Source organism: Streptomyces sp. NPDC055013, assembly GCF_053608645.1.
This window is the reverse complement of record NZ_JBSGVW010000012.1, coordinates 40,628-63,313: the sequence shown is the minus strand read 5'-3', so window position 1 is coordinate 63,313 and position 22,686 is coordinate 40,628. Positions and strand designations below refer to the sequence as shown.

Genomic DNA, 22,686 nt, shown 5'->3' with positions numbered 1-22,686 from the left:
TACCGTGGACACCACAGCCCAGCCCAAGCCCGGCCACCGTCGCCCGAAGGCACACCCCCGCCCTCGCCCCGACAGGAGCCCTGTGTCCCGCCCCGCACGTCCGGTCCTCGCTCTTCCGCCCTGGCTCGCCCACACCCTCCGCGCCCAGCGTGGCCCCGTCCCCTGGAGCGCGGTGGTCCGGGGAGCCCTGGCCGCCGGGCCGCTCCTCCTCGTCGCCGTGCTCGCCGGCCGCGCCTCCCTCGGTGTCGTGGCCGCCATCGCCGCCATGCTCGCCGGTATCAACGACCGTCCCGGCAGCCGTCGTGTCTCCGTCCATCGGCTCGGGGTTCCCGCGCTGGCGGGGGCGCTCGGGCTCCTCGTCGGGACGACGGCCGGGGATCGCCTCGGGGCCGTTCCGCTCACCCTCCTCCTCACCGGGCTCGGGCTCTTCGCGGGAGGGATCAGCGCCGTCGGGCCCGTTGCCTCCGCCGCCGGTACGCAGCTGCTCGTCGCCTCCGCCATCGGGGCGGGGATGCCGTTGCCGGAGAGCGGGTGGCTGCGGGCGCTCGCCTATCTCGGCGGTGCCGCCTGGCTGCTGGGTCTCCGGTTGGCCCTCCCCACGCCCGGCTCCCTCGTCGGAGACTTCCGGTTCGACGGCGAGCGCGACGCCGTCGCCGATGTGTACGACGCCGTCGCGGACCTCCTCGACGCCGTCGGCACCCGCGACGCCACCGCCCGTCGCGTCGCGCTCACCGCCGCCCTCGACCATGCGCAGGACGCGCTCACCGGGCCCCGGCTGCGGCGGTACGCCTCCTCGTCCACCGAGCGGCGGCTGCACGCGCAGTACGCGGCCGCACTGCCCCTCGCCGAGGCCGCCACCGCGCTCGCCTGGGCCGGGGAAGCGGTGCCCGTGCGGGCCTCCGAAGGCCCCCGACGCCTCGCCGCCGCCGTCCGTGGCAACACCCACACCGGCCCCCTCCCGGCGCCGTCCCGCTCCGCGCCCGCCCTGCGCGCCCTGGACGATGCCCTGCTGCACGCCGCCGAGGCGTTCGACCGGGACCGGGGCAACCGCGACCTGCACAGCCGGCGTCGTACGGCCGCCGATCTCGCCCGATCCGTATTCGGGGCCGGCGGGCGGGAGTACGGCCTGCGCGTCGCCCTCTGCTTCGGGGCCAGCGCCGCCATCGCCCAGGCGCTGCACCACACCCGGTGGTACGGGCAGCACGAGCACTGGTACTGGCTCCCCGCCACCGCCGTCTTCCTCGTCAAGCCCGACCTGGGGCCGCTCGCGTCCCGGGTGCTGTGCCGGGCCGCCGGCACCGTGCTGGGAGCCCTGCTCTTCGCCGGGTTCGCGGCCGTGCTGCCCCGGCCGGAAGGGCTCATCGCGCTCGTGGCTCTCAGCGGCGCCCTGATTCCCGTGGCCACCCGGCACTTCGCCGCCCAGACCGCCGTCGTGACCGTCCTCGTGCTCGCCCTGGTCATGGTGGGCGGCGAGCCGCAGGCCTCCGTGAGCAGGATCGGCGAGACGCTGCTGGCCTGCGCGATCGTGCTGGTCGTGGGGCACCTGCCGATGCCGGGGCAGCGGGGCGGGGGCGTACGGTCCCGACTCGCGACGGCCGACCGGGCGGCACGTGCCTACCTCGCGCATGTGCTGCGGGAGTCCGAGGCCACCTCCGCGAGGCGCGCGGCCGACGCGCCCCGGATGCCGTACGAACCCACCCCGCCCCGCACCGACCCCCGTGCCGTCCGCTGGACCCTCCGCCGCGAGGCCTACCGTGCGCTCGCCGAGGCCCGTACCGCCATCGCCCTCTCCGCCGCCGAACTTCCCGCGCTCGCCCGGCACACGGAGGGCGCGGACGAAATCGTCGCCACCCTCGAACAGCTCGTCGACACGACCACCGCCTGCGCCGTGCACCTCGACGACTCGGGCCGGCTCACGCCCTGGCACAGGGCCCAGCTCACCGAGTTGCAGGAGCAACTCGCGCAGGAGCGCGACCGGGCCGGGCTGCCCGGGCTACGGGGTCCCGAGGCCCCTGACGTACCTCTCGCCGGGTGATGCCCGTCAGCCCCGTGCCCGCACGCACACCAACCTGCCGCCCGCCCCGGTCACCCCCACCCGCACCTCCGTCACGAACCCCTGCGCCGCCACGGCCGCCGCCACCTTCCCGGCGATCTCCTCGGCCCGGCGCGTGTCCGGCGGCTCCCAGCACAGAGACAGGGCCCCGCCCGGCGCCAGCCAGCCCCTCAGCGCGGCCAACTCCCTGTCGGGAACGCGCACCCAGAAGAGGTTCACGTTGACGGCGAGGATCCTGTCGAAGGACGCGTCGGGGAAGGCGGACTCCTCCAGGGAGGCCGTCTGGAAGACCGCCCTGCCCGCAGCCACGCGCTCCTCGTTGCGGCGCCGCGCCGCCTCCACCGCCGTTGCCGAGCGGTCGATCGCCGTCACCGTGCCCGAGGTGAGCCGTTCGCAGATCAGGGCGGCCGCGACTCCCCGGCCGCAGCCGATCTCCAGCACCCGGTCGCCGGGAGTGGGGTCGAGGTTCTCCACCGCCCAGGTCAGGCGCTCCGGGACCGGCCCCCGTGGCACAGCGCTGTCAGCCGCCGAACCGTATCCACACCGGCGCGTGGTCCGACCCCGGCGTCCCGACCCGCTCCATCGGGTCGTCGCCGACCGACGGCAGTTCGAGGGCCCGGCCCTGCTGGTCGGGCAGGCCCGTGCCCGCCTCCGAGACGCGGTGGACCAACCGGTGGCTGGTCAGGACGTGGTCGATCAGCTCCCCGCGGCCGAAGTTGACCCGGGAGAAGCGCCGCTTCAGGGGTATCAGCGGGGCCACGTTCCACAGCCGGAACGCATCGCCAAGATCGGGGTCCTTGAACGCGCGTTCCCTGTCGAGCTCGGACCCCGGCGGGCCGAGCAGGATCTGCGTCGTCGCGGCGTTCACCACGTCGTTCATGTCGCCGAGGACTGCCACGTCCCGCTCGCGCCCGTCGTCATCGAGCAGAAAGTCCGCGAGGCCGCGCAGGGTTGCCGCCTCGGCGGCCCGGCGGTACAGGGCATAGGCGCCGAAGCGGGCCCGTTCGGCCTCGTCGTGCGGGTGGAAGCGCGACTTGCTGCCATTGCCCGGGTACGAAAGCAGCTTCGACTTGAGGTGCGCCACAGCCGCCCGCACGGGCCCGTCCGGAGTGTCGACCTCCACCGCCAGGAAGCCGCGGCTCGCCTCCCGGTCGTGGTCGCCGGGCTGTGCGCCGTCGTCGCTCTGCACGGGGCGCAGCTTCTGCACGAACACACGCGTGTCCCGAAGCACCCGCATCGGCGTACGGCTGATGAAGCCGACACCGATACCGCGGGCGTCCCGGTGCCGGGAGAGCGCGGTGTGCCACTCCCCGCCCACCGCCCGGACCAGGTCGTCGAGCGCCTGCTCCTGCTTGACCTCCTGGACACCCAGCAGCATCGGGTCGAGTGCGGTGATCACCGAGGCGAGGGACTCCACTTTCGCCGCGTACTCGGCATCGGTGTCCGGCGCGCCGTCACCGCTGCCCGGCAACATCAGATTCTCGAGATTCCAGGTACCGAGAAGCATGTCGGGCCCCTTTCCGGAAGCCGTGCGACGGGCGGTGGTGAGGCCAGAGTGCACGTGCCCACGCCGCCGGGACAGTGCGCCGACGGGAAACGCGGTTCACCCCGTCCGGGGACACGACCGCGTCGTACGGTGACTGCATGACGCCTTCTCCCGCCGGTCTCATCATCACCCGGTGCACGGTGCTCACGCACGACGATCATGAGGGGATCGGGTTCGCCGAGGACGCCGCGATCGTCGTACGGGACGGGGTCGTCGAAGCGGTGGTCGGCAGCGCGGAGGCCGAGGGGCTGACCGCGACCGAGCGGATCGACGCCGATGGCCAGATCGCCCTCCCCGGCCTGGTCAACTGCCACACCCACGCCCCCATGGTCGCCCTGCGCGGGGTCGCCGAGGACCTGCCCACCGAGGAGTGGTTCAACGACGTCGTGTGGCCCGTCGAGTCCAACCTCACCGAGAAGGACGTGGAGTCGGGGGCGCGGCTCGCCTGCGCCGAGATGATCCGCGGCGGGGTCACCTGTTTCGCCGACCACTACTTCTCGATGGACGCCGTCGCCGCCGTGGTCGAGGAGTGCGGCATCCGTGCCCACCTCGGCGAGGCCTACTTCTCCTCCCAGGGCCCTCAAGGGCGGGAGCGGTCACTGGAGTTCGCGCTACGGAATCGCGGCGGCGCGGGCGGCCGTATCACCACCACTCTCGCCCCGCACGCCCCCTACACCGTCGACGACGCCGACCTGGCCGCAACCGCCGAACTCGCCCGCGAGCACGGCCTGCCCGTCCACCTGCACGCCTCCGAGAACCGCGACCAGGCCGAGGCGAGCCTCGCCCGCCACGGCGTCACGCCCATCGAGGTGCTCCGGCGCACCGGCCTCCTCGACGTCGACGTCCTCATCGCGCACGGCACCGGCATCCTCGACCGCGACCTGCCGATCCTGCGGAACACCTCCGGTCGCATCGCCGTCGCCAGCGCCCCCCGCGGCTACCTCAAGTTCGCCTGGCCCACCACGACACCCGTACGCGCCCTGCACGACCTCGGCATTCCCGTCGGCCTCGCCACGGACGGCGCCGCCTCCAACAACTCCCTCGACGTATGGGAGTCGATGGCCCTCACCGCCCTCATCCAGAAGTCGGCCACCGGCGACCCACGCTGGCTGACGGCCCGTCAAGCCCTGCATCACGCCACGCTTCAGAGCTCCCGTGCCGTCGGACTCGGCGAGGTGGTCGGCAGCATCGCACCCGGCCGGCGCGCCGACATCATCCTGGTCGACCTCACCGGCCCGCACACCCAGCCCGTCCACGACCTCGCCGCCACACTGGTGCACAGCGCCCGCTCCTCCGACGTCCGCACGACGATCGTGGACGGGCGCGTGCTGATGCGTGACCGGGAGCTACTGACCATCGATGTGCCCGCCGTCGTACGGGAGTTGGGGGAGCGGATGCCCGCACTCCTGGACCGCAGTCACGGCAAGCGCATCCAGGAGTACGACACCTAGCCCGAGGCGCCGCCGGCCGGAGGTACATAGTCTGAGGTCCATGGATCTCGCCGACGGCCTCCTCGATCACCCGTACGACGTGTACCGGCGCCTGCGCGACACCGCCCCGGTGCACCGCATCGCCGGCCCCGACGGCAGTCCCGCCTGGCTCGTCACCCGGTACGACGACGTCCGCGAGGCCCTCGCAGACCCACGGCTGTCCCTGGACAAACGGCATGCGGCGCCCGGCACCTACCGCGGCCTCGCGCTGCCGCCCGCCCTCGACGCCAACCTCCTCAACATGGACCCGCCCGACCACACCCGGATCCGCCGCCTGGTCGGCCGTGCCTTCACCCCGCGCCGCGTCGAACAGCTCCGCACGCCCGTACGGCGGACCGCCGACCGTCTCCTCGACGCCCTCGGCCCGCACGGCACCACCGACCTGATCGCCTCCTACGCCGCCCCGCTCCCCGTCACCGTCATCTGCGACCTCCTCGGCGTCCCGGACGAGCACCGACGGGACTTCCGGGAGTGGACCGACGCCCTGGTCGCCCCCGACCCGGCGCGACCGCACGCCGCGAAGGAGGCAGTCGTGGCGATGCTCGGGTTCTTCACCCGGCTCCTCGCCGACAAGCGCAGGGAACCCGCCGACGACCTGCTCTGCGACCTCATCGCGGTCCGCGACACCGACGGCGACCGGCTGGGCGAGGACGAGCTGATGTCCCTCGCCTTCCTCATCCTGTTCGCCGGGTACGAGAACACCGTGCAGCTCATCGGCAACGCCGTGCTCGCTCTGCTGGACCACCCCGAACAGCTCGCGGCCCTGCGTGAGGACCCGTCCCGCATACCCTCCGCGGTGGAGGAGTTCGCCCGCTACGACGGCCCCGCACTGCTCGCCATCCGGCGCTTCCCGACCGAGGAGGTGACCATCGGCGGCGTGACCGTCCCCGCCGGGGACACCGTCCTGCTCTCCCTCTCCGCCGCCAACCGCGACCCCGCCCGCTTCCCCGACGCCGACCGCCTCGACCTCGGCCGCGACGCCTCCGGTCACCTTGCGCTCGGACACGGCATCCACTACTGCCTCGGCGCCCCGCTGGCCCGCGCCGAGACCGAGATCGCCGTGGCCGCCCTCCTGGACCGGTTCCCCGAACTCGCCCTCGCGGACGACGACCTCCGGTGGCGCCGCTCGCTGCGCGCCCGTGGCCTGCTCGCGCTGCCGGTGACGTACTCCGAGAAAATCTCCTGAAATTCTCCGGGCGGGCGATGAGTTACGCCCCTCGCGCCGGTCACCACCCGGAACGGACCGTTGCACAGGAGGGGCGTCCCATGTCGCTTCCGGAGATCGTCTCGCGCGAGCAGTGGCGCGTGGCGCGCGAGGAACTGCTGGTCAGGGAGAAGGCAGCCACACGCGCGCGTGACGCGCTCAACGCCGAGCGGCGCAGACTGCCCATGGTGGAGGTCGACGAGGAGTACGTCTTCGAGGGCGGCGACGGCAAGGCCACCCTGCTCGACCTCTTCGAGGGCCGCCACCAACTCGTCGTCCACCACTTCATGTTCGCCCCGGACTGGGACGCCGGATGCCGCGGCTGCTCCGGGTTCCTGGATCAGGTCGGGCATCTGGCGCACCTCAAGGCGCGGGGCACGACTCTCGTCGCCGTCTCCAGGGCGCCGTACACGAAGCTCCTGCCGTTCAAGGCGCGCATGGGGTGGACGGTGCCTTGGTACTCGTCCTGCGGCAGTGACTTCAACCGTGACTTCGAGGCGACCCTGGAGCACGAGGGCGAGCTGCTGGAACGGCCCGGCGTGAGCTGCTTCCTGCGGGACCGGGATCGTGTCTTCCACACCTACTCGACGTACGGGCGCGGTCTCGACGGACTGGGCTCGACCACCGGCTTCCTGGACCTCACCGCGCTGGGTCGGCAGGAGGAGTGGGAGGAGCCCAAGGGGCGTGCGTCGGCTCTCGGGGCGCCGGCGGGCAGTGAACGTATCCGATATCACGACGAGTACGACGACTGACACGTGAAGTAGCGATTGATCATCGAGAGTGATCAGAAGCTCACACATCGCGGTGAACGAGTGTCAACTACGTCTCAGTCCCGTCACCGGGCGAGGCGATTCACCTCCGGCAAGCGTTAACTCCTACAAGTACGACGCTTTCGGGAGGTGCAGGATGGTGAACGGGCGAACAGTGCTCGAACGCTTTCCCGCGGGAGGGCCGCGAGGATCGTGGCCGGCGGAGGAGTTCGCACACGCGCGGCGGATGGAAGGTCTGCCCGCGGAGGTCGTCATGGACCTCGCCACGGACGCGTTCCTCGTCATCGTCCGCGGTGACATGGTCGACGCCGCCGCGTGACGTGAGGGCGCGTCGGACGAGGGTCAGCCCGCCTTCGGCGCGGGCACCCGCGTCGTGAACTGCCCCGCCTGAAGCGAGTACAGCTCCGCGAAGACACCGCCCGTGGCCAGCAGCTCGTCGGGCGTACCGGACTCCACGAGCTTGCCCTGGTCGAGGACATGCACCAGATCGGCGTGGCGTACCGACGCCAGCCGGTGGGTGATGAGGACGACCGTCTGGCCGGTGGAGGCCAGGGCGCGGATCTTCTCGAAGACCTCCAGTTCGGCCCGTGCGTCCAGGGCCGCGGTCGGCTCGTCCACGATCAGGATGCGGCCACGCCGGTAGGCGGCCCGGGCGATTCCGAGCCGCTGCCACTGACCGCCGGACAGCTCGTGCCCGCCGTTGAACTGACGGGCCAGCAGGGTGTCCAGGCCCCGCGGCAGATCGGCCACCACGTCACCGGCCCCGGCCTCGGCGACCGAGGCGGCCAGGCGCTCCTCGGTGAGGGGCGCGGAGGAGCGGCCGACGGCGACATTGACCCGGGCGGTGAACGGCCAGCGCTTGAAGTCCTGGGCCACCATCGCGATCCGCTCGGCGAGTTGGTGCCGGTCGGCGCCGGCCGCGTCGACGTCGTCCCAGAGGATGCGGCCGGAGTCCGGGGTGTAGAGCCCGGCCAGCAGCTTGACCAGGGTGGTCTTGCCGGAGCCGTTCTCGCCGACCAGCGCGATGATCCGGCCGAGGGGGAGCGTGAGCGTGACGTCGTCGAGGGCGGGGCGGGCCGATTCACCCGGGTAGCCGAAGCTGACCTTCTCGAACCGGACCTCCCGCGGGTCCTCGGGCAGCGGGGCGCCGCCGGCCGGAATCGCCCGTTCGGCCGCCTCGACGTACAGCCGTTGCAGATCGCCCACGAAGAGCGCCTCCTCGTGGAGCGCGTTCACCTCCAGGACCAGGCTGTCGAGGCTCGACGAGCCCGTGCGGATCGCGATGACGGCCGTACCCGCCACGGACAGCGCCATGGCACCGGCGAGCAGCAGCCCGCCCAGCGTGGCGTAGGTCGCGACGGTCGCGAGTCCCGTCCACGCCGCCGCGATGAGCCCGGTACGCGCCGCCAGCCTGGCCAGCCGCGCCTGCTCGGCCTCCGCCGTCTCCGACATCGCCCGGTAGTGGCGCAGGAGGAACGGCCCGACCCCGTGCACCCGGATCTCGGGCGCGGCGGCGGGCTCGGTCAGCAGCCCGCTGATCAGATGGCCGGCCCGGGAGTGCTGCACCCAGGTGTGGAAGGACTGGTAGCGGCGCCGGGCGTTGGTCAGGGCGCTCCAGGCGCTGGGCAGCGTCATCGTGGCGAGCAGAGGCAGCAGGGCGGGATGCAGCACGGTGAGCACGCCCGCCGCCGCGATGAGCGAGATGGCCGCGTTCACGACCCGCGTGCTGTACGAGATCATGCGGCGGGCGGCTCCGGCGCCGTACTGCGCGGTGTCCAGCAGCTTGTGGAAGGCGTGGTCCTCGATCGCGGCGAGCTCCACCGCCGCCGCCCGCTCCAGATACAGCTCGGTCGCCACCCGCTCCACCTTGGGCTCCAGGCGCCCGGTGGCGTACGTCGACGCGGCCCGCAGCAGCGTCGAGACCACCATCACGGCGGCCATGGTGACCAGCGCGGGAACGGCACCCCGTAACCGCTCCTCCAGGGCACCGCCCCCGATCAGTCGCCCCAGCACACTGTTCACGGCAAGCAGCCCGACCGCCTGTGCGAGGCCGCGCCCCACCTCGGCCACCAGCACGGTCCGCGCGGCCCGCCGGTCGGCCTGCCGGGCGAGCCGGAAGCTCGACGACAGCAGGGACGGCAGCCGCGTCACCATCGCCCGGAAGTTCAGCTCCAGAAAGGCGTCCCGATGCCGGTTCCACCCCATGTCGTACCGCAACGGCCCCCCGAAGAGCAGCTGCTCCGACTCGGACACCTCGGGCCCACCAGCAGCGCGTTTCTTCCCCACCGTCCACCCTCCCCCGACCGCCCTCGCGACGGAGGGCCACTATGGCCGGGCGGGCGGGTTCGGGGGAGGGCGTGAGTGGGGGTGCGGGGTGCGCGCGGGCGTACGCGGCGAGGGCGGGCCTGCGATGCCGGGACGACCGGTCACTCCCCGGCGCCGGTCCGTAGACCTAAGCCCGTCCGGCGTTTGAGGACGAGGCCCGCAGGGCCGAAGCGGGGGTCCAGGGGGCGGCAGCCCCTTGGTACGGCACAGCAACAGGCGGCGCCGGCCAACCCACCGCCCCCAAACCCCGCCCAACCGGCGGAGCCTCACGCAGAGATCTGCCGCTGCCAGGTGGGCGTGGTCCCCGTAACCCTGCACAACGCCAGGTACAGCGGAATCGGCGGCGTGTACGGCACGGGCCCGTCGGGCCGATGGATCAGGCGAGGCGTGTCCGGCACCACCGCGCCCGTCATGTACCGCACGGACGCCGGCCAGTCCAGCGCGTAGTCCGAGTCGGCCGGCACGATCCACCACCAGTGCGCCTCATCCGCGTACACACACCCGACCCGAGGCAGCCGAGGCAGGATCAGAGGCCCGTAGCGGGCGGGAACCGCCACCGCGTCGAAGCCCAGCGGCGCCGTCATCCCCTCGGGGACCGGCAGCCGTCGCGGCTCCCCGGCCGTCGGCATGTCGCGGCGAAGGCGGACCAGCGTGTCCAGGCTCAGCACCTGACCGCCGCCGGACGCGCCCCTCACAGCCATGCGGACCCCGTTCCCCTGCCGTACCGAGCCTGCGCCTCGTCCTCGTCGCCCGAACCCCCGGGCGGACCCGGCTTGGGCCGGGACCCCCACCCGAGATCGTTGTACGGCCCGGTGTCACCGCGGGAGGCGTCCTGGAATCCGGCCACCCGTGGCAGATCGGCCCAGACCACCAGCCCGGACCCGTCCTCGCCCGCACCCCAGGCCTGGCAGAGGGCGTCTATGAGGAGCAGTCCCCTCCCGTGCTCCTCCTCGGGTCGCGCCGACAGCGGATGCGGCTCACCCGGCGCGCATCCTTCGTCGCGCACGGCTATGCGCACCAGGTCGGCACCGTCGTGCAGCTCGCACACTATGTGCTCGCTGGCGGTGTGCACGATCGCGTTGGTGACCAGTTCCGACACGACGAGAGCCGCCGTGTCGCAGGTGTCCTCGCACACCGCCCAGCCGTTCAGCCGTGCCCTCGTCAGGCGTCTGGCCTGCGCGGGAGAACCGGGATGCGCGGCCAGTTCGAAACGGAACCGGCGCTCGGCGCCGGTGCCCCGCTGGGGTCCCACTGTCGGGGCGGCACCGAGGTCGTGGGGGACCACGGTGGCGTCTGTTCCTAAGGGCGGGGACGGAATCACGCTTGCCACTATCTCCCCGGCGTGAACACTTGGCAAGTGTCACTCTGAAAGTTGCAGAGTGCTGTGTGACTCTCTGGAAGGCCGTGGCACACTGCTCGCAACAGCATGTCGAACGGCGCCAGTTGAGATCACCGAAGATCCACCGGGATCTTCGAATAGGTCTTCGAATGGCGCCGTCGGCCTGTCAGGATTCAATCGACCTGTCGGGATTCATACGTGGAGGTGGAGCGTGAGCGAACCGCGGTCCGCACCTACGGTCGGCCAGGTCGTCCTCGGCCGCCGCCTGCTCGACCTGCGCGAACGCGCCGGGCTCAAGCGCGAGGAGGCGGCCCGGGTGCTCCGGGTCGCTCCCGCGACGGTCCGCCGCATGGAGATGGCCGAGGTCGGGCTGAAGATCCCGTACCTCCAACTGCTCCTGAAGGCCTACGGCATCTCCGACGACGAAGCCGACGCCTTCGTGCAACTGGCGGAGGAGGCCAACAGGCCGGGCTGGTGGCAGCGCTTCCACGACATCCTGCCCGGCTGGTTCTCGATGTACGTCAGTCTGGAGGGCGCCGCCGCGCTCATCCGGTCGTACGAACCCCACTTCGTGCCCGGCCTGTTGCAGACCGAGGACTACGCGCGCGGCGTGCTGCAGTCGGGCGCCATCGGCCAGACCAGCCCCGACGACATCGAGCGCCATGTCGCGCTGCGCATGCAACGCCAGCAGCTGCTCACCCGGGAGGACGCGCCGCGGCTGTGGGTCGTGATGGACGAGACCGTGCTGCGCCGCCAGGTCGGCGGTCCGGAGGTGATGCGTGCCCAGATCGACCGGCTGCTCCAGGCCACGAGGCTGCCCAACGTGACCCTGCAGGTGGCCCCGTTCGCGAACGGGCCGCACCCCGGCACGTACGGGCCCTTCGTGTTGTTCCGATTTGCCATGTCAGAACTGCCGGACATGGTCTACAGCGAGTACCTGACCGGCGCCGTCTACCTCGACGCGCGCACCGAGGTGGCGACCCACCTCGAGGTCATGGACCGCATGGCGGCGCAGGCCGCTACGGCACATCGCACGAAGGAGATCCTCCGGGATCTCCGCAAGGAGCTGTGAATGGATCGCATCAAGCCGCGCATACGCGTCTACAACGGCATGCCCGCGCGGGACTTGGGCAGCGAAGGCTGGCACAAGCCGTGGAGCGGCGGCAACGGAGGAAACTGCCTGGAGGCGATGAAGCTCGCCGACGGTCGTATCGCCGTCCGGCAGTCGACCGACCCGGACGGGCCGGCGCTGATCTACACCACGGACGAGATGACGGCGTTCATCGAGGGTGCCAAGGCGGGGGAGGCGGACTTCCTGCTGTCGTGAGCGGACTTTGTTTTTCAGTCAATTCCCTTATTTTGACACTGAGTTGATGAGTTGATGACCACCGACTGCCGCAGACCCTTATGGAGTTCGTCATGACCGGGCGGAATCGTTTCGTCGAGATCGACACCAGCAAGCCGCATCCCGCGCGGATGTACGACTGGTACCTCGGCGGCAAGGACAACTACCCGGTCGACGAGGCCATGGGGCGGCAGATGCTCGCCCTCGACCCGCGCGTCCCGGTGATGGCGCGGGTCAACCGTGCGTTCATGCACCGCACGACTCGCTGGCTCGCCAAGAACGGCGTACGTCAGTTCCTGGACGTCGGCACCGGCATCCCCACCGAGCCGAACCTGCACCAGATCGCCCAGGGGATCACCCCCGACGCACGCGTCGTCTACTGCGACAACGACCCCATCGTGCTGGCCCACGCGGCGGCCCTGCTGCGCGGCACGGACGAGGGCGCCACCGAGTACCTGCAGGCAGATGTGCGCGACCCGGACGCCATCGTCGAAGGCGCCCGGAAGATACTGGACTTCAGCCGCCCGGTGGCCCTTTCCCTGGTCGCGCTGCTGCACTTCGTCTCCGACGAGGACGGCGCGCACGAACTGGTCGGCCGACTGCTGTCCGAACTCCCCTCCGGCAGCTACCTGGTGGTGACCCACGCGACCGCCGACTTCACTCCCGAGGAGTCGAAGGCGGCGACCGAGAAACTCAAGGCGGCCGGCGTCACGCTGGCCCTGCGCTCCCGCGCGGAGTTCGCCCGGTTCTTCGACGGCCTCGAACTCGTCGAGCCCGGCGTCGAGGTGCCGCACCTGTGGCACCCCGAACTGGGGGAGCCGGTACCCGGTCAGGACGACGGGGTCATTCCCGGGTACGGGGCGGTGGGCCGCAAGCCGTAACCGGCCTGCGTGCTCACAGGTACGACATCAGGCGGCGCGGGGCGTCCGCCAGGCGGCCGAGGACCACGACCGGCAGCGGCGGATGCGCCGTCTCGGCCGGGCTGAGGTTCAGCCCGTAGTGGATCCGCACCCGGTACGGGAGGGCGCCCCGGCCGGCCTTTGCTACGGGCCCGGCGGCAGCACCCCGCACAGCGCCTCCAGCGCCGCTGCGTACGCGTGTTCCGAGGGTGTCGCGTATCCCACGACGATGCCGTCACGGACCGGCATGTCCGGCTCCGCCGCCTCCGGGTGCCGGAACTCGGCGAGGCCGTCCAGGGCGATGCCCTGCCAGACGGCCGCCTTGACCGCGGACCGCTCGCTGCCCGGCGGCAGCCGCAGCACCGCGTGGAGTCCGGCGGCGACACCGGTGACCTCGATGTGCGGCGCCTGCGCGGCGAGGGCCGCGACGAGCCGGTCGCGGCGGCTCCGGTACCGCTGCCGCATACGCCGTACATGACGGTCGTACGCACCGGAGACGATGAAATCGGCGAGGCTCAGCTGATCGAGGACGCTCGCCCACGCCTCGCGCTCGCCCTTGGCCGCGAGGACGTCGTCGACGTACCGCTGCGGCAGCACCATCCACCCCAGCCGCACCGCCGGCGACAGGCTCTTGCTCACCGAGCCGATGAAGATCACCCGCTCGGGATCGAGGCCCTGGACGGCACCGACGGGCTTGCGGTCGTAGCGGAACTCGCCGTCGTAGTCGTCCTCCAGCACGACGCCCCCACGCGCGCGTGCCCAGTCGACGACGGCGGCCCGGCGCTCCGCGTGCAGCGGGCCGCCGGTCGGGAACTGGTGCGCGGGCGTGAGCAGCACGGCCCGCTCACGCGCCAGCCGGTCGACGCGAGCGCCGTCCTCGTCGAGGGGGAGCGGTACGGTCCGTACGCCCGCGGCGCTGAGCAGCTCTCGGTGGAAGCCCAGACCGTACGCCTCCACGGCCAGCGGACCGCGCAGCACGCCGCCGCCCCCGCCCTGGGAGAACAGCAGGCGCAGGGCGTGCGCGAACCCGGAGCAGATCACGATCCGACCCGGCTCGGTGCGCACGCCCCGCGCGCGGGCCAGGTATTCGGTGAGGGCCTCCCGCAGTTCGATCCGTCCGGCGGGATCACCGGGCCCGAAGACCTCGTTCGGCGCCTGCTGGAGGGCCCGCCGATAGGAGGCCAGCCATGCCGCACGAGGGAACGCCGACGCGTCCGGCGTGCCCTGCCGCAGGTCGTGCCGGGGCCCACGCGCGCGTGGCGGTGCCTTACGGGGCGCCCGCTCGGCGCGCCGCAGGGGCTCGGCGCGCTCGGCCACCCGTGTCCCCGAGCCCTGCCGGGCGGTGAGCCAGCCCTCGGCCACCAGCTCCGCGTACGCGTCGGCCACGGTGTTGCGGGCGATCCCGAGGTCCGCGGCGAGCGAGCGGTACGGCGGCAGCCGGGTACCGGGCGCGAGCCGCCCGTCGCGCACCGCCTCGCGCAGCGCACGGGCCAGCGCGGCCCGCCGGCCCCCGGGCCCGGACGCCTCGGACGACCCGGATGACTCCGAGAGGTCCAGGTGCAGGTCGGCGCCGATCCGCTCCGCATAATTGACCCACGATCTCGCCATGGAAATGCACCCTACAGTGGGTCTTTCGGGGCCGTAACTTGAAGCACATGACGACGAACACGACTGCCACGCAGGGAACTTCCGGCATCGACTCCGACATCGACTCCGACTCCGGCTTCGACTCCGCCATCGCCACGGCCGAGGCCGCGCGGACCCGCCTGGACCTCGCGAAGTCCGCCCCGAAGGTCTTCCGCGCCATCGTCGGCTTCGACGCCGCCGCCCGCGAGGGCCTGGACCCCGCACTGGTCGAGCTGATCCAGATCCGCGCCTCGCACCTCAACCACTGCGCCTACTGCCTCCACATGCACACCAACGATGCCCGCAAGGCCGGCGAGCACGAGGACCGGCTGCACCTGGTCGCCGTGTGGCGCGAGGCCCGCCACTTCTACACCGAGAAGGAGCAAGCGGCCCTGGCCCTGACGGAGGCGGTGACCCTGGTGGCCGACGGCGGTGTCCCCGACGAGGTCTACGCCCGGGCCGCGGCACACTTCGACGATCAGGAGCTGGCCCATGTGCTGGCCCTGATCCTCACGATCAACACCTGGAACAGGGTGGCGCTGGCGACGGGCAAGGTGGCGGGGACGGACGAGCGGCGCTAGGGGAGGGGAGGCAGGGTACGTGGCGAGGCCGCTGCCCGCCCCGCCGGCCCCCGGCCGCTCGCCGCGACCGCCGCCCCGTCAAACCGTCATGGGCCGGTCGTACGGCGAGATCGGCGTCGGCAGTCGCGAACTCCCCGTCAGATAGCGGTCGACGGCCGCCGCCACCGCCCGCCCCTCGGCGATCGCCCACACGATGAGCGACTGCCCCCGGGCGGCATCCCCCGCGGCGAACACGCCGGCCACGTTCGTGGCGAATCCGGCATCGCGGGTGATCGTGCCGCGAGGCTCCAGCTCCAGTCCCAGCTGCTCGATCAGCCCGTCCCCCCGGTCGGGCCCGGAGAAGCCGAGGGCGAGCAGCACCAGGTCGGCAGGCAGCGTCCGCCCGGTTTCCGGCAGCGGGCGCCGCTGCACGTCCACCTCGGTCAGGTGCAGCGACCGTACGTGCCCGTCGGCGTCGCCCGTGAAGCGGAGCGTGGACGCCGCGAACAGCCGGGCGTCCGCGTCCGCCGCGGGTGCCGTCACCAGATCTCGCGCCTCCTCGTGCGCGGCCGAGAGACGGTAGATCTTCGGGTACGTCGGCCAGGGCTCGGCGTCCTCGTCCCGCTCGGCGCCGGGCTGGGCGTAGATGTCCAGCTGGGTGACGGACGCGGCGCCGTCCCGCACGGCGGTGCCCAGACAGTCGGCCCCCGTGTCCCCGCCGCCGACGATGACGACATGCTTCCCGGCGGCGGACATGGGGGACGCCTCCAGGTCCCCCTCGCACACCCGGTTGGCCAGCGGCAGATACTCCATCGCCTGCTGGATGCCGGTCAACTCCCGTCCTGGTACGGGAAGTTCACGCCACGCCGTGGCCCCGGTGGCGATGACGACCGCGTCGTAGCGCGACCGCAGTTCGGCGGCCCCGATGTCCCGCCCGACGGCGTTGGACGTACGGAACTTGGTCCCCTCGGCCCGCATCTGCTCGATCCGCCGCTCCAGATGGTGCTTCTCCATCTTGAAACTGGGGATGCCGTACCGCATCAACCCGCCGATCCGGTCGTCCTTCTCGTACACCGCGACCGTGTGCCCCGCCCGCGTCAGCTGCTGCGCCGCGGCGAGCCCCGTCGGCCCCGACCCGATCACCGCGACGGTCCGCCCGGACAGCCGGTCCGGCGGGCGCGGCGGCGCGAAGCCGTCCTCCCACGCCCGATCGGCGATGGCGCACTCGACGTTCTTGATGGTGACGGCCGGCTGGTTGATCGCCAGCACGCACCCCGCCTCGCACGGCGCCGGACACAACCGCCCCGTGAACTCGGGGAAGTTGTTCGTCGCGTGCAGCCGGTCGGCGGCCGCCCGCCAGTCCTCCCGGGACACCAGGTCGTTCCAGTCGGGGATCAGATTGCCCAGCGGACAGGCGTCGTGGCAGAAGGGGATGCCGCAGTCCATGCAACGGTCCGCCTGCTTGCTGATGATGGGCAGCAGCGCCCCGGGGACGTAGACCTCGTCCCAGTCCTGGACCCGCTCGTCCACGGGCCGGCGCGGCCAGTCCTGGCGGGGGGTGGTCATGAAACCCTTGGGATCGGCCATGGCCGTCTTCCTCGCGTGCGCGTGCGACGTCCCGGAGCCCTGCGTCATGGGGCGGCACCCTCCCCGCAACGATACGTCCCACCGGCCACCTGCGCAGAGTGGCTGACAGCGCCTGCTCCTCGGTTGCTCCGCGGGTTGCTCCGCGAGTCGCCCCGCGGATTCCTGGGCGGGCGCGGGCGGTCAGCTGACGGCCAGCACGAACGACACCGTCGCGGCGGCCGAGGCGACCGTCCGGACGTGGTTCCACGCCGTCCACTCGCGCACATACGTCGGCCAGTAGGCGGCCGCCTCCGCGGTGCCCGCGTCCAGCTTGACCAGCGCTTCGTTGCGGGGCACGTTCGCCGCTATCGTCACGCCGAACGTGCCGAACAGATACAGCCCGCTGCCCAGCAACAGCTCCACCCTGCCCTCGTCCGGCCAGAGCACGAACGTCACCACCGCGATCACCGCGCACAGCACCGCCGACCCGATGAACAGCAGCATGAATGCCGGCATCAGCGCGGTCACGTTGATCGCCTTCATCGCGGCGACGCCCTGCGCGGGCGGCAGCGCGGCGAGCCCACGCATCACGAACGTGGAGAAGGCGCAGAACACCCCGGCCACCAGGCCGGTCCCGACCACACCGATCACAACCAGTACGAAGTACGGCCCATCGATCATGTCAACGTCAACTCCCGCATCCCGCCGAGATCCCTCCCGGCCCCATCCGTCACCTCAAGTGAAATCCTGTACGAGAACCGTGACCATGGCCGAGCGGCGCGAGCCCATACGTGAGCGTCCATGGGCGTGACCCGGACGCGCCACGCGCGCCGCTCGGACCAGCCAGTGGGCCCTGCTCGGGCCGGCCAGTGGGCCCTGCTCGGACCAGCCGGTGGGTGCTGCTCGGACGAGGCAGAGCCATGTCAGCCGACCTCCGACACCTCCACCCGCCAGGCCCGCAACGTCGTCTCCACCGCCGCAGCGATCCGCCGCCGCGCCTCGTGCCGCGGCACCCCGCTCATCAGCAGCTGGTCGTACGCCGTGTCCAGGTGCCGTACGGACGCCATGACCGCCCATGCCACGGCCCCCTCGGACAACGCCCGCCCCGCCGCACTCCGCCCCACTCGTCCACTGCCCCGCGCCGACGCATGCGCGGCGATGTCCCGTGCCCGGTCCGCCGGACACCCCGGGAACAGCCGTCGGATCTCCGCCGCGAACGCCTCCGCGAACCGCACGTCCTCCCGCGCCCGCCGCCGGGCGTCCCGCGCCCGGCGCCGCCGCCGGGCCTCCGCGTCGGCCAGACACCGCTGCTCCGCCCGGCCGAGCCCTGTCTCCTCCACCAGGACGCCCTGCCGCTCGTAACGGCTCTTGCGCCGGTTGAACCGTACGACCACCGCCGACAGCGCACTCTCCTCCCGCGCCCGGCGCGTCAACGCCGTGTCGCCACGCGGCAGGAACACCAGATGCCCGAGGTCGGCACAGTTGAGACACCGCGGCGCACCGTCCTCCAGCACGAGCATCTGCAACGGTCCCGCATGACACGCCGCACAGCGCCGCCGCTTGAGGGGCTGGATGACCAGAAGGCCGGTACGAGGCGGGGGAGTTGCGAGAGGTGCCATACGAGGTTCATTCCCCTCGGAGCCGGTCCGCGGAACTATCCGGGGAACTACCAGGCAGGCCCTCGGACGGTCCCTGATCAGGCCCGCCGGCCCCCGCGAGGCGGACGCGCCAGATACGCCTCCCAACCCCGCGCCGGAACCCGCTGCCGCCCAAGCGCGACGCCCGTGACCGCCCCCTCCTGTCGCATCATGGGGCCTGTGCGACTCGAAGCGATCTCCTGGGAACGGCTCGGCGACCTGCTGGCCGAGCGACTGCTCGACCTGAAGCCGGCCGACGGCAGCTCCTGGCCGCGCATCGCCTTCGACGGGGCTCCGGCAGCCCATCCGGGAGACCTCGCCGAGCGGGTCGGGGAGGCACTGCGCATACGCGGCCGCCCGTCGCTCACCGTCGGCACGCAGGGGTTTCTGCGCCCGGCCTCGGTCCGCCTGGAGTACGGCCACCGGGACGTGGAGGCCTACTACGACGGCTGGTTCGACACCGGCGCCCTGTGGCGCGAGGTCTTCGGCCCCCTCGAACCCGGCGGTGACGGCCGCGTCCTGCCCGATCTGTGGGACCCGGCCACCGACCGGGCCACCCGCAGCCCCTACGTCCGACTCCCGCCCGGCGGCTTCCTGTTGCTGCACGGCCCCCTCCTGCTGCGTCACTGGTTCCCCTTCGACCTGAGCACCCACGTCCTGCTCTCACCCGGCGCCCTGCGCCGCCGCACCCCCGAGGCCGAGCACTGGACCCTTCCCGCCTTCGAGCGCTACGACCAGGAGACCGACCCGGCCGGCACAGCCGATGTCCTGGTTCGCGCCGACGACCCACGGCATCCGGCGTGGAGCGGGTGAGAGGAGCGGGGACAGGAGGCGGCGGTCCCACTTTCCCCAAACGCCTTTTGCATGCACGTGCATTTAACTACGCTGAAGCCATGACGTCCTCCACGAGTGATCCGGTCTCCTTCGACGACTCCGTCCGCTCCCTGCTCGACGGCAAGAACTTCGCCGGCGTGGCCACCCTCGGGCCCGACGGCGCCCCGCAGAACTCGGTGGTCTGGATCAAGCGCGAGGGCGACACCGTGCTCTTCTCCTCCGTCGACGCCCGCCAGAAGGTGCGCAACCTCCGCCGCGACCCCCGCATCAGCCTCTCGGTCTACGACCTCGCCAACCCCTACTCCTCCGTCGAGATCCGCGGCACCGCCGAGATCGTCCCGGACGAGGCCAAGCGGTTGCCGTTCGAGCTCTCGCACAAGTACCTCGGCATCGATCCGCCCGCCGAGAAGGACGACGAGGTCCGAGTGATCATCCGTGTCGTCCCGCGGAAGATCGTGCGCTTCTCGGCCTGATCGGCGCCCCCTGCCGCCTCCCCGGCGGTCTCCCGGGCGTCTCCCGGGCCGTCTCCCCGACCGGTGGTCGCAGCCGGTGGCCGTATCGCTCTGCTCCGGGTGCGTCGGCCAGGTGTCACGGCGAGAATGAAGGGCGCCGGGACTAGCGGTGCGTCCCGCGCCGCGCCGGCCGTCCGGCACCGGGAGGTACTTCATGACCACTGCCGGAGACATCATGCACCGTGGCGCCCAGTGGATCCCCGCTCACGAGACCCTGGACCGCGCCGCCCAGCTGATGCGCGAGCTGGGCGTCGGTGCCCTTCCCATCAGTGACGAGAACGAAAGGCTCTGCGGCATCCTCACCGACCGAGACATCGTCATCGGGTGCGTGGCCATGGGCCGCGACCCGAGCAAGGTCACCGCCGGCGACATGGCCCAGGGCACCCCGCGCTGGATCGAGTCGAACGCCGACATCAGCGACGTGCTCCGGGAGATGCAGGACCACCAGATCCGTCGGCTCCCCGTGATCGAGAACAAGCGCCTGGTCGGCATGATCAGCGAGGCCGATCTGGTCCTGAACCTGCGTCAGGGCGACGTCGCCCACTGGGCCGAGAGCGTCTACGCCAGGACCGGAACGCCGACGACGCACTGACCCGGCGCATGCCCGACCCACTCCGTCTACCGTCCTCGTCCGGCCCACCCCGGCGGACGGGGGCGCACCGGAGCCGGCCGATCGGCCGCGTCAGAGCCAACCGTTGCGCCGGAATCCGCGGTACAGCACCACACACGCGACGGATATCACGCCCAGGACCAGCGGATAGCCGAACGTCCAGCGCAGCTCGGGCATGTGCTCGAAGTTCATGCCGTACACCCCGCACACCATCGTCGGCACGGCGATGATCGCGGCCCAAGCCGTGATCTTCCGCATGTCCTCGTTCTGCGAGACGGTGACCTGTGCCAGGTGGGCCTGCAGGATGGAGTTGAGCAGTTCGTCGAAGGCGGCTATCTGCTCCTTGGCCCGCAGCAGATGGTCGGAGACGTCACGGAAGTAGGCCTGTATCTCCGGCTCCACCACCCTGATGGATAGTGAGGCCAGGTCCTCGAGCGGGCGGCTCAGTGGAACCACGGCCCGCTTCAGCTCCAGCAGTTCACGCTTGAGCTGGTAGATCCGGCCCGGATCGGCCCGCGCGCCGTTCGCTGCGAACACCTCCGTCTCGACCTCGTCGATGTCCTCCTGCACCGAGTCGATGACGCTCAGATAGTCGTCGACGACGTGGTCCGCGAGCGCGTGCAGCACCGCTGCCGGTCCCTTGGAGAGCTGCTCGGGGCTCGACTCCAGCTCCTCGCGCAACGGGCCCAGTGAGCCATGCCGCCCGTGCCGCACGGTGATTACGAAGTCCTGGCCGACGAACACCATGATCTCGCCGGTGTTGACGACCTCGCTCGTCGCCGTGAGCTCCTCGTGCTCGACGTAACAGACCGTCTTGAACACCGCGAACAGCGTCTCGTCGTAGCGCTCCAGCTTCGGCCGCTGATGTGCTTCGATCGCGTCCTCGACCGCCAGCGGGTGAAGTGCGAACAACTCGGCGATGCCCGCGAACTCCTGGTCCGTCGGCTCATGGAGACCGAGCCAGACGAACCCGCCACCGCGCTTGCGCACCTTCTGCACGACGTCGACCAGATCGCCGCTCTCCGGGACCCGCACACCGTCCCGGTACGTCACGCAGTTCACCACCGAGGAGCCCAGCGGGGACCGGGCGGGGTGGCTGAGGTCGACGCGGGGACGCCGTCGAGCCAGCCGTGCCACCTTGCGGAGGCCGCCGACCCTGCCGAGGCCCGTGACCTTCCGCAGATTCCCTGCCATGGACATTGGATCTCCTTGCGTGGATCCCCTCTTGACGCGTGGCTCACCTCCGGGTCGTCCAGCCCCGTCGGCTCGCTCGCGCTGCGCTGCATCTTTGCGCCCTGGCTCGCCAGTTTGCCAGGTGGGCGTGAGAGGTGGGTAAGCCTGTGGGAACAGGTGGTTCCGCTTGGTTCCCGGCTGTGGACAAAGGGGCCGTACCGAATTCGGGGCCGGGGCCGTACCAAATTCGGGGCCGTCCTGCCGAGCGTCGCCCCATCCGGACAAGCCGGGCAACTGGGATGATCGCATCATGACGCGAACCGACGGGTATCTCCTCGACAACCGGCAGGCGGAGGCGGCCGAGCGCTTCGACGCGTTCGCCACACTCTTCGACCCCACGACGTTCCGGCATTTCGAACGGTTCGGCATCGGACCCGGCTGGCGCTGCTGGGAGGTGGGCGCCGGCGGCACCTCGGTGGTGTCCTGGCTGGCCAAGAAGGTCGGCCCCACCGGACGGGTCGTCGCAACCGACATCGACACCTCACTGCTCACCCCGGCCGCCCGCCCTCCGGTCGAGGTCCGCGCACACGACGTGGGCGCGGACGAGCCGCCGGGGGAGGGGTTCGACCTCGTGCACGCCCGGCTCGTGCTCGTGCATGTGCCGGACCGCGAACGGGCGTTGCGGTCGATGATCGAGGCCCTGCGCCCCGGCGGCCGACTCCTGATCGAGGACGCCGACCCCGCTCTGCAGCCCCTGCTCTGCCCCGACGAGTCCGGCCCCGACCAGCAGCTCGCGAACCGCCTCCGGAACGGCTTCCGCAAGCTGCTCGCCGACCGCGGCGCCGACCTGTCCTACGGCCGCCGGCTCCCGCGTCTGCTCCGCGAGGCGGGTCTGCGCAGGGTGGAGGCCGACGCGTACTTCCCGATCACCTCGCCCGCCTGCGCCGCCCTGGAGTCCGCCACCGTCCGCCAGATCCGCGACCAGCTCGTCGCCGAGGGCATCGCCACCGACCAGGACATCGACCGCCACCTCGCCAACGTCGCCGCCGGGGGCATGGACCTGGCCACCGCCCCGATGATCTCGGCGTGGGGGCGCAGGGCGCCGGAGGAGAACGGAGCTGACATCGTCTCGGACATCGCCTCGGACATCGGAGAGCCGGCATCGCCTCCGCCACCGGAGAGCTGAGGTCCCTTCAG

General features: G+C 71.8%; 22 protein-coding genes and 1 pseudogene. 13 read left to right on the top strand and 10 right to left on the bottom strand.

Features of this window, described 5'->3' with window-relative positions; all coding sequences use genetic code 11:
• Positions 1–82: 82 nt before the first annotated feature.
• A complete protein-coding gene (locus tag ACWGDB_RS17520; RefSeq protein ID WP_453823242.1) occupies positions 83–2,035 on the top strand; it encodes an FUSC family protein in 1,953 nt (650 codons plus the stop codon).
• A gap of 6 nt (positions 2,036–2,041) precedes the next feature.
• Here the strand turns inward: ACWGDB_RS17520 and ACWGDB_RS17515 are convergent, their stop codons facing one another.
• The gene (locus ACWGDB_RS17515; RefSeq protein ID WP_453823241.1) at positions 2,042–2,566 is read right to left on the bottom strand and encodes a class I SAM-dependent methyltransferase; all 525 of its coding nucleotides are present in this window, start codon (positions 2,564–2,566) and stop codon (positions 2,042–2,044) included.
• A 7-nt stretch (positions 2,567–2,573) separates the two neighbouring features.
• A complete protein-coding gene (locus ACWGDB_RS17510) occupies positions 2,574–3,560 on the bottom strand; it encodes an endonuclease/exonuclease/phosphatase family protein (RefSeq protein ID WP_453823240.1) in 987 nt (328 codons plus the stop codon).
• A gap of 137 nt (positions 3,561–3,697) precedes the next feature.
• Here ACWGDB_RS17510 and ACWGDB_RS17505 point away from each other — a divergent pair, with 137 nt between their 5' ends.
• The 4 genes from ACWGDB_RS17505 (at position 3,698) to ACWGDB_RS17490 (ending at position 7,382) form a co-directional block, all read left to right on the top strand.
• Entirely contained in the window at positions 3,698–5,050 is a 1,353-nt protein-coding gene (locus tag ACWGDB_RS17505) for an amidohydrolase (protein ID WP_453823239.1), read from the top strand.
• A gap of 40 nt (positions 5,051–5,090) precedes the next feature.
• Entirely contained in the window at positions 5,091–6,275 is a 1,185-nt protein-coding gene (locus tag ACWGDB_RS17500; RefSeq protein WP_453823238.1) for a cytochrome P450 family protein, read from the top strand.
• Between the two features lie 80 nt (positions 6,276–6,355).
• Positions 6,356–7,045, top strand: a complete 690-nt coding sequence (locus ACWGDB_RS17495; RefSeq protein WP_453823237.1) for a DUF899 domain-containing protein — start codon at positions 6,356–6,358, stop codon at positions 7,043–7,045.
• 154 nt (positions 7,046–7,199) lie between these two features.
• A complete protein-coding gene (locus ACWGDB_RS17490) occupies positions 7,200–7,382 on the top strand; it encodes a hypothetical protein (RefSeq protein ID WP_363034577.1) in 183 nt (60 codons plus the stop codon).
• A 23-nt stretch (positions 7,383–7,405) separates the two neighbouring features.
• Here the strand turns inward: ACWGDB_RS17490 and ACWGDB_RS17485 are convergent, their stop codons facing one another.
• The 3 genes from ACWGDB_RS17485 to ACWGDB_RS17475 form a co-directional block, all read right to left on the bottom strand.
• Positions 7,406–9,349, bottom strand: coding sequence for an ABC transporter ATP-binding protein (locus tag ACWGDB_RS17485; RefSeq protein WP_453823236.1), 1,944 nt, complete (start codon positions 9,347–9,349; stop codon positions 7,406–7,408).
• A gap of 305 nt (positions 9,350–9,654) precedes the next feature.
• On the bottom strand, positions 9,655–10,089 hold the full coding sequence (locus tag ACWGDB_RS17480) for a hypothetical protein (RefSeq protein ID WP_453823235.1): 435 nt from the start codon (positions 10,087–10,089) through the stop codon (positions 9,655–9,657).
• Positions 10,080–10,718, bottom strand: a complete 639-nt coding sequence (locus ACWGDB_RS17475; RefSeq protein WP_453823234.1) for an ATP-binding protein — start codon at positions 10,716–10,718, stop codon at positions 10,080–10,082. Before ACWGDB_RS17475 ends, ACWGDB_RS17480 begins: the two co-directional genes overlap by 10 nt.
• Positions 10,719–10,938: 220 nt before the next feature.
• Between ACWGDB_RS17475 and ACWGDB_RS17470 the strand changes: the two genes are divergently transcribed.
• The 3 genes from ACWGDB_RS17470 to ACWGDB_RS17460 all read left to right on the top strand — a co-directional run bounded on the left by ACWGDB_RS17470 (position 10,939) and on the right by ACWGDB_RS17460 (position 12,953).
• Entirely contained in the window at positions 10,939–11,799 is an 861-nt protein-coding gene (locus tag ACWGDB_RS17470) for a helix-turn-helix domain-containing protein (protein WP_453823233.1), read from the top strand.
• Positions 11,800–12,054 (top strand): DUF397 domain-containing protein, encoded by a 255-nt coding sequence (locus tag ACWGDB_RS17465; protein WP_019757219.1) that lies wholly within the window; start codon positions 11,800–11,802, stop codon positions 12,052–12,054. It abuts the gene before it with no gap.
• A gap of 80 nt (positions 12,055–12,134) precedes the next feature.
• On the top strand, positions 12,135–12,953 hold the full coding sequence (locus ACWGDB_RS17460; RefSeq protein WP_453823232.1) for an SAM-dependent methyltransferase: 819 nt from the start codon (positions 12,135–12,137) through the stop codon (positions 12,951–12,953).
• 162 nt (positions 12,954–13,115) lie between these two features.
• Here the strand turns inward: ACWGDB_RS17460 and pdxR are convergent, their stop codons facing one another.
• Entirely contained in the window at positions 13,116–14,579 is a 1,464-nt protein-coding gene (pdxR, locus tag ACWGDB_RS17455; protein ID WP_453823231.1) for a MocR-like pyridoxine biosynthesis transcription factor PdxR, read from the bottom strand.
• 47 nt (positions 14,580–14,626) lie between these two features.
• On the opposite strand from pdxR, the gene ACWGDB_RS17450 reads away from it, so the two are divergent.
• Positions 14,627–15,178, top strand: a complete 552-nt coding sequence (locus ACWGDB_RS17450; RefSeq protein ID WP_453823230.1) for a carboxymuconolactone decarboxylase family protein — start codon at positions 14,627–14,629, stop codon at positions 15,176–15,178.
• Between the two features lie 78 nt (positions 15,179–15,256).
• Here the strand turns inward: ACWGDB_RS17450 and ACWGDB_RS17445 are convergent, their stop codons facing one another.
• The 3 genes from ACWGDB_RS17445 to ACWGDB_RS17435 form a co-directional block, all read right to left on the bottom strand.
• Entirely contained in the window at positions 15,257–16,744 is a 1,488-nt protein-coding gene (locus ACWGDB_RS17445) for a glutamate synthase subunit beta (protein WP_453823229.1), read from the bottom strand.
• 180 nt (positions 16,745–16,924) lie between these two features.
• Entirely contained in the window at positions 16,925–17,404 is a 480-nt protein-coding gene (locus ACWGDB_RS17440) for an anthrone oxygenase family protein (RefSeq protein ID WP_453823228.1), read from the bottom strand.
• 242 nt (positions 17,405–17,646) lie between these two features.
• On the bottom strand, positions 17,647–18,342 hold the full coding sequence (locus ACWGDB_RS17435; RefSeq protein WP_453823227.1) for a DUF2293 domain-containing protein: 696 nt from the start codon (positions 18,340–18,342) through the stop codon (positions 17,647–17,649).
• Between the two features lie 189 nt (positions 18,343–18,531).
• Here ACWGDB_RS17435 and ACWGDB_RS17430 point away from each other — a divergent pair, with 189 nt between their 5' ends.
• The 3 genes from ACWGDB_RS17430 (at position 18,532) to ACWGDB_RS17420 (ending at position 20,298) form a co-directional block, all read left to right on the top strand.
• Entirely contained in the window at positions 18,532–19,173 is a 642-nt protein-coding gene (locus tag ACWGDB_RS17430; protein ID WP_453823226.1) for a uridine kinase, read from the top strand.
• Between the two features lie 80 nt (positions 19,174–19,253).
• Positions 19,254–19,667, top strand: coding sequence for a PPOX class F420-dependent oxidoreductase (locus tag ACWGDB_RS17425; RefSeq protein ID WP_453823225.1), 414 nt, complete (start codon positions 19,254–19,256; stop codon positions 19,665–19,667).
• A gap of 193 nt (positions 19,668–19,860) precedes the next feature.
• On the top strand, positions 19,861–20,298 hold the full coding sequence (locus ACWGDB_RS17420) for a CBS domain-containing protein (RefSeq protein WP_369270339.1): 438 nt from the start codon (positions 19,861–19,863) through the stop codon (positions 20,296–20,298).
• 90 nt (positions 20,299–20,388) lie between these two features.
• Here ACWGDB_RS17420 and corA read toward each other — a convergent pair whose 3' ends face one another.
• Positions 20,389–21,516 carry a magnesium/cobalt transporter CorA gene (corA, locus tag ACWGDB_RS17415; RefSeq protein WP_383596987.1) on the bottom strand — a complete coding sequence of 376 codons (1,128 nt, stop codon included), beginning with the start codon at positions 21,514–21,516 and terminating at the stop codon, positions 20,389–20,391.
• 283 nt (positions 21,517–21,799) lie between these two features.
• Between corA and ACWGDB_RS17410 the strand changes: the two are divergent.
• Positions 21,800–22,588 (top strand): annotated as a pseudogene (locus ACWGDB_RS17410) (methyltransferase); the annotation flags it as partial.
• Positions 22,589–22,686: the final 98 nt, after the last annotated feature.

What these genes read in the sequence shown, in the direction of transcription:
- ACWGDB_RS17500 (WP_453823238.1), top strand. Translation starts at nt 5,091, where the DNA reads ATGGATCTCGCCGACGGCCTCCTCGATCACCCGTACGACGTGTACCGG.
- ACWGDB_RS17435 (WP_453823227.1), bottom strand. Translation starts at nt 18,342, where the DNA reads ATGGCACCTCTCGCAACTCCCCCGCCTCGTACCGGCCTTCTGGTCATC.
- ACWGDB_RS17420 (WP_369270339.1), top strand. Translation starts at nt 19,861, where the DNA reads ATGACCACTGCCGGAGACATCATGCACCGTGGCGCCCAGTGGATCCCC.
- ACWGDB_RS17460 (WP_453823232.1), top strand. Translation starts at nt 12,135, where the DNA reads ATGGAGTTCGTCATGACCGGGCGGAATCGTTTCGTCGAGATCGACACC.
- ACWGDB_RS17440 (WP_453823228.1), bottom strand. Translation starts at nt 17,404, where the DNA reads ATGATCGATGGGCCGTACTTCGTACTGGTTGTGATCGGTGTGGTCGGG.
- ACWGDB_RS17505 (WP_453823239.1), top strand. Translation starts at nt 3,698, where the DNA reads ATGACGCCTTCTCCCGCCGGTCTCATCATCACCCGGTGCACGGTGCTC.
- corA (WP_383596987.1), bottom strand. Translation starts at nt 21,516, where the DNA reads ATGTCCATGGCAGGGAATCTGCGGAAGGTCACGGGCCTCGGCAGGGTC.
- ACWGDB_RS17450 (WP_453823230.1), top strand. Translation starts at nt 14,627, where the DNA reads ATGACGACGAACACGACTGCCACGCAGGGAACTTCCGGCATCGACTCC.
- ACWGDB_RS17465 (WP_019757219.1), top strand. Translation starts at nt 11,800, where the DNA reads ATGGATCGCATCAAGCCGCGCATACGCGTCTACAACGGCATGCCCGCG.
- pdxR (WP_453823231.1), bottom strand. Translation starts at nt 14,579, where the DNA reads ATGGCGAGATCGTGGGTCAATTATGCGGAGCGGATCGGCGCCGACCTG.
- ACWGDB_RS17510 (WP_453823240.1), bottom strand. Translation starts at nt 3,560, where the DNA reads ATGCTTCTCGGTACCTGGAATCTCGAGAATCTGATGTTGCCGGGCAGC.
- ACWGDB_RS17495 (WP_453823237.1), top strand. Translation starts at nt 6,356, where the DNA reads ATGTCGCTTCCGGAGATCGTCTCGCGCGAGCAGTGGCGCGTGGCGCGC.
- ACWGDB_RS17430 (WP_453823226.1), top strand. Translation starts at nt 18,532, where the DNA reads ATGGGGCCTGTGCGACTCGAAGCGATCTCCTGGGAACGGCTCGGCGAC.
- ACWGDB_RS17425 (WP_453823225.1), top strand. Translation starts at nt 19,254, where the DNA reads ATGACGTCCTCCACGAGTGATCCGGTCTCCTTCGACGACTCCGTCCGC.
- ACWGDB_RS17480 (WP_453823235.1), bottom strand. Translation starts at nt 10,089, where the DNA reads ATGGCTGTGAGGGGCGCGTCCGGCGGCGGTCAGGTGCTGAGCCTGGAC.
- ACWGDB_RS17445 (WP_453823229.1), bottom strand. Translation starts at nt 16,744, where the DNA reads ATGGCCGATCCCAAGGGTTTCATGACCACCCCCCGCCAGGACTGGCCG.
- ACWGDB_RS17490 (WP_363034577.1), top strand. Translation starts at nt 7,200, where the DNA reads ATGGTGAACGGGCGAACAGTGCTCGAACGCTTTCCCGCGGGAGGGCCG.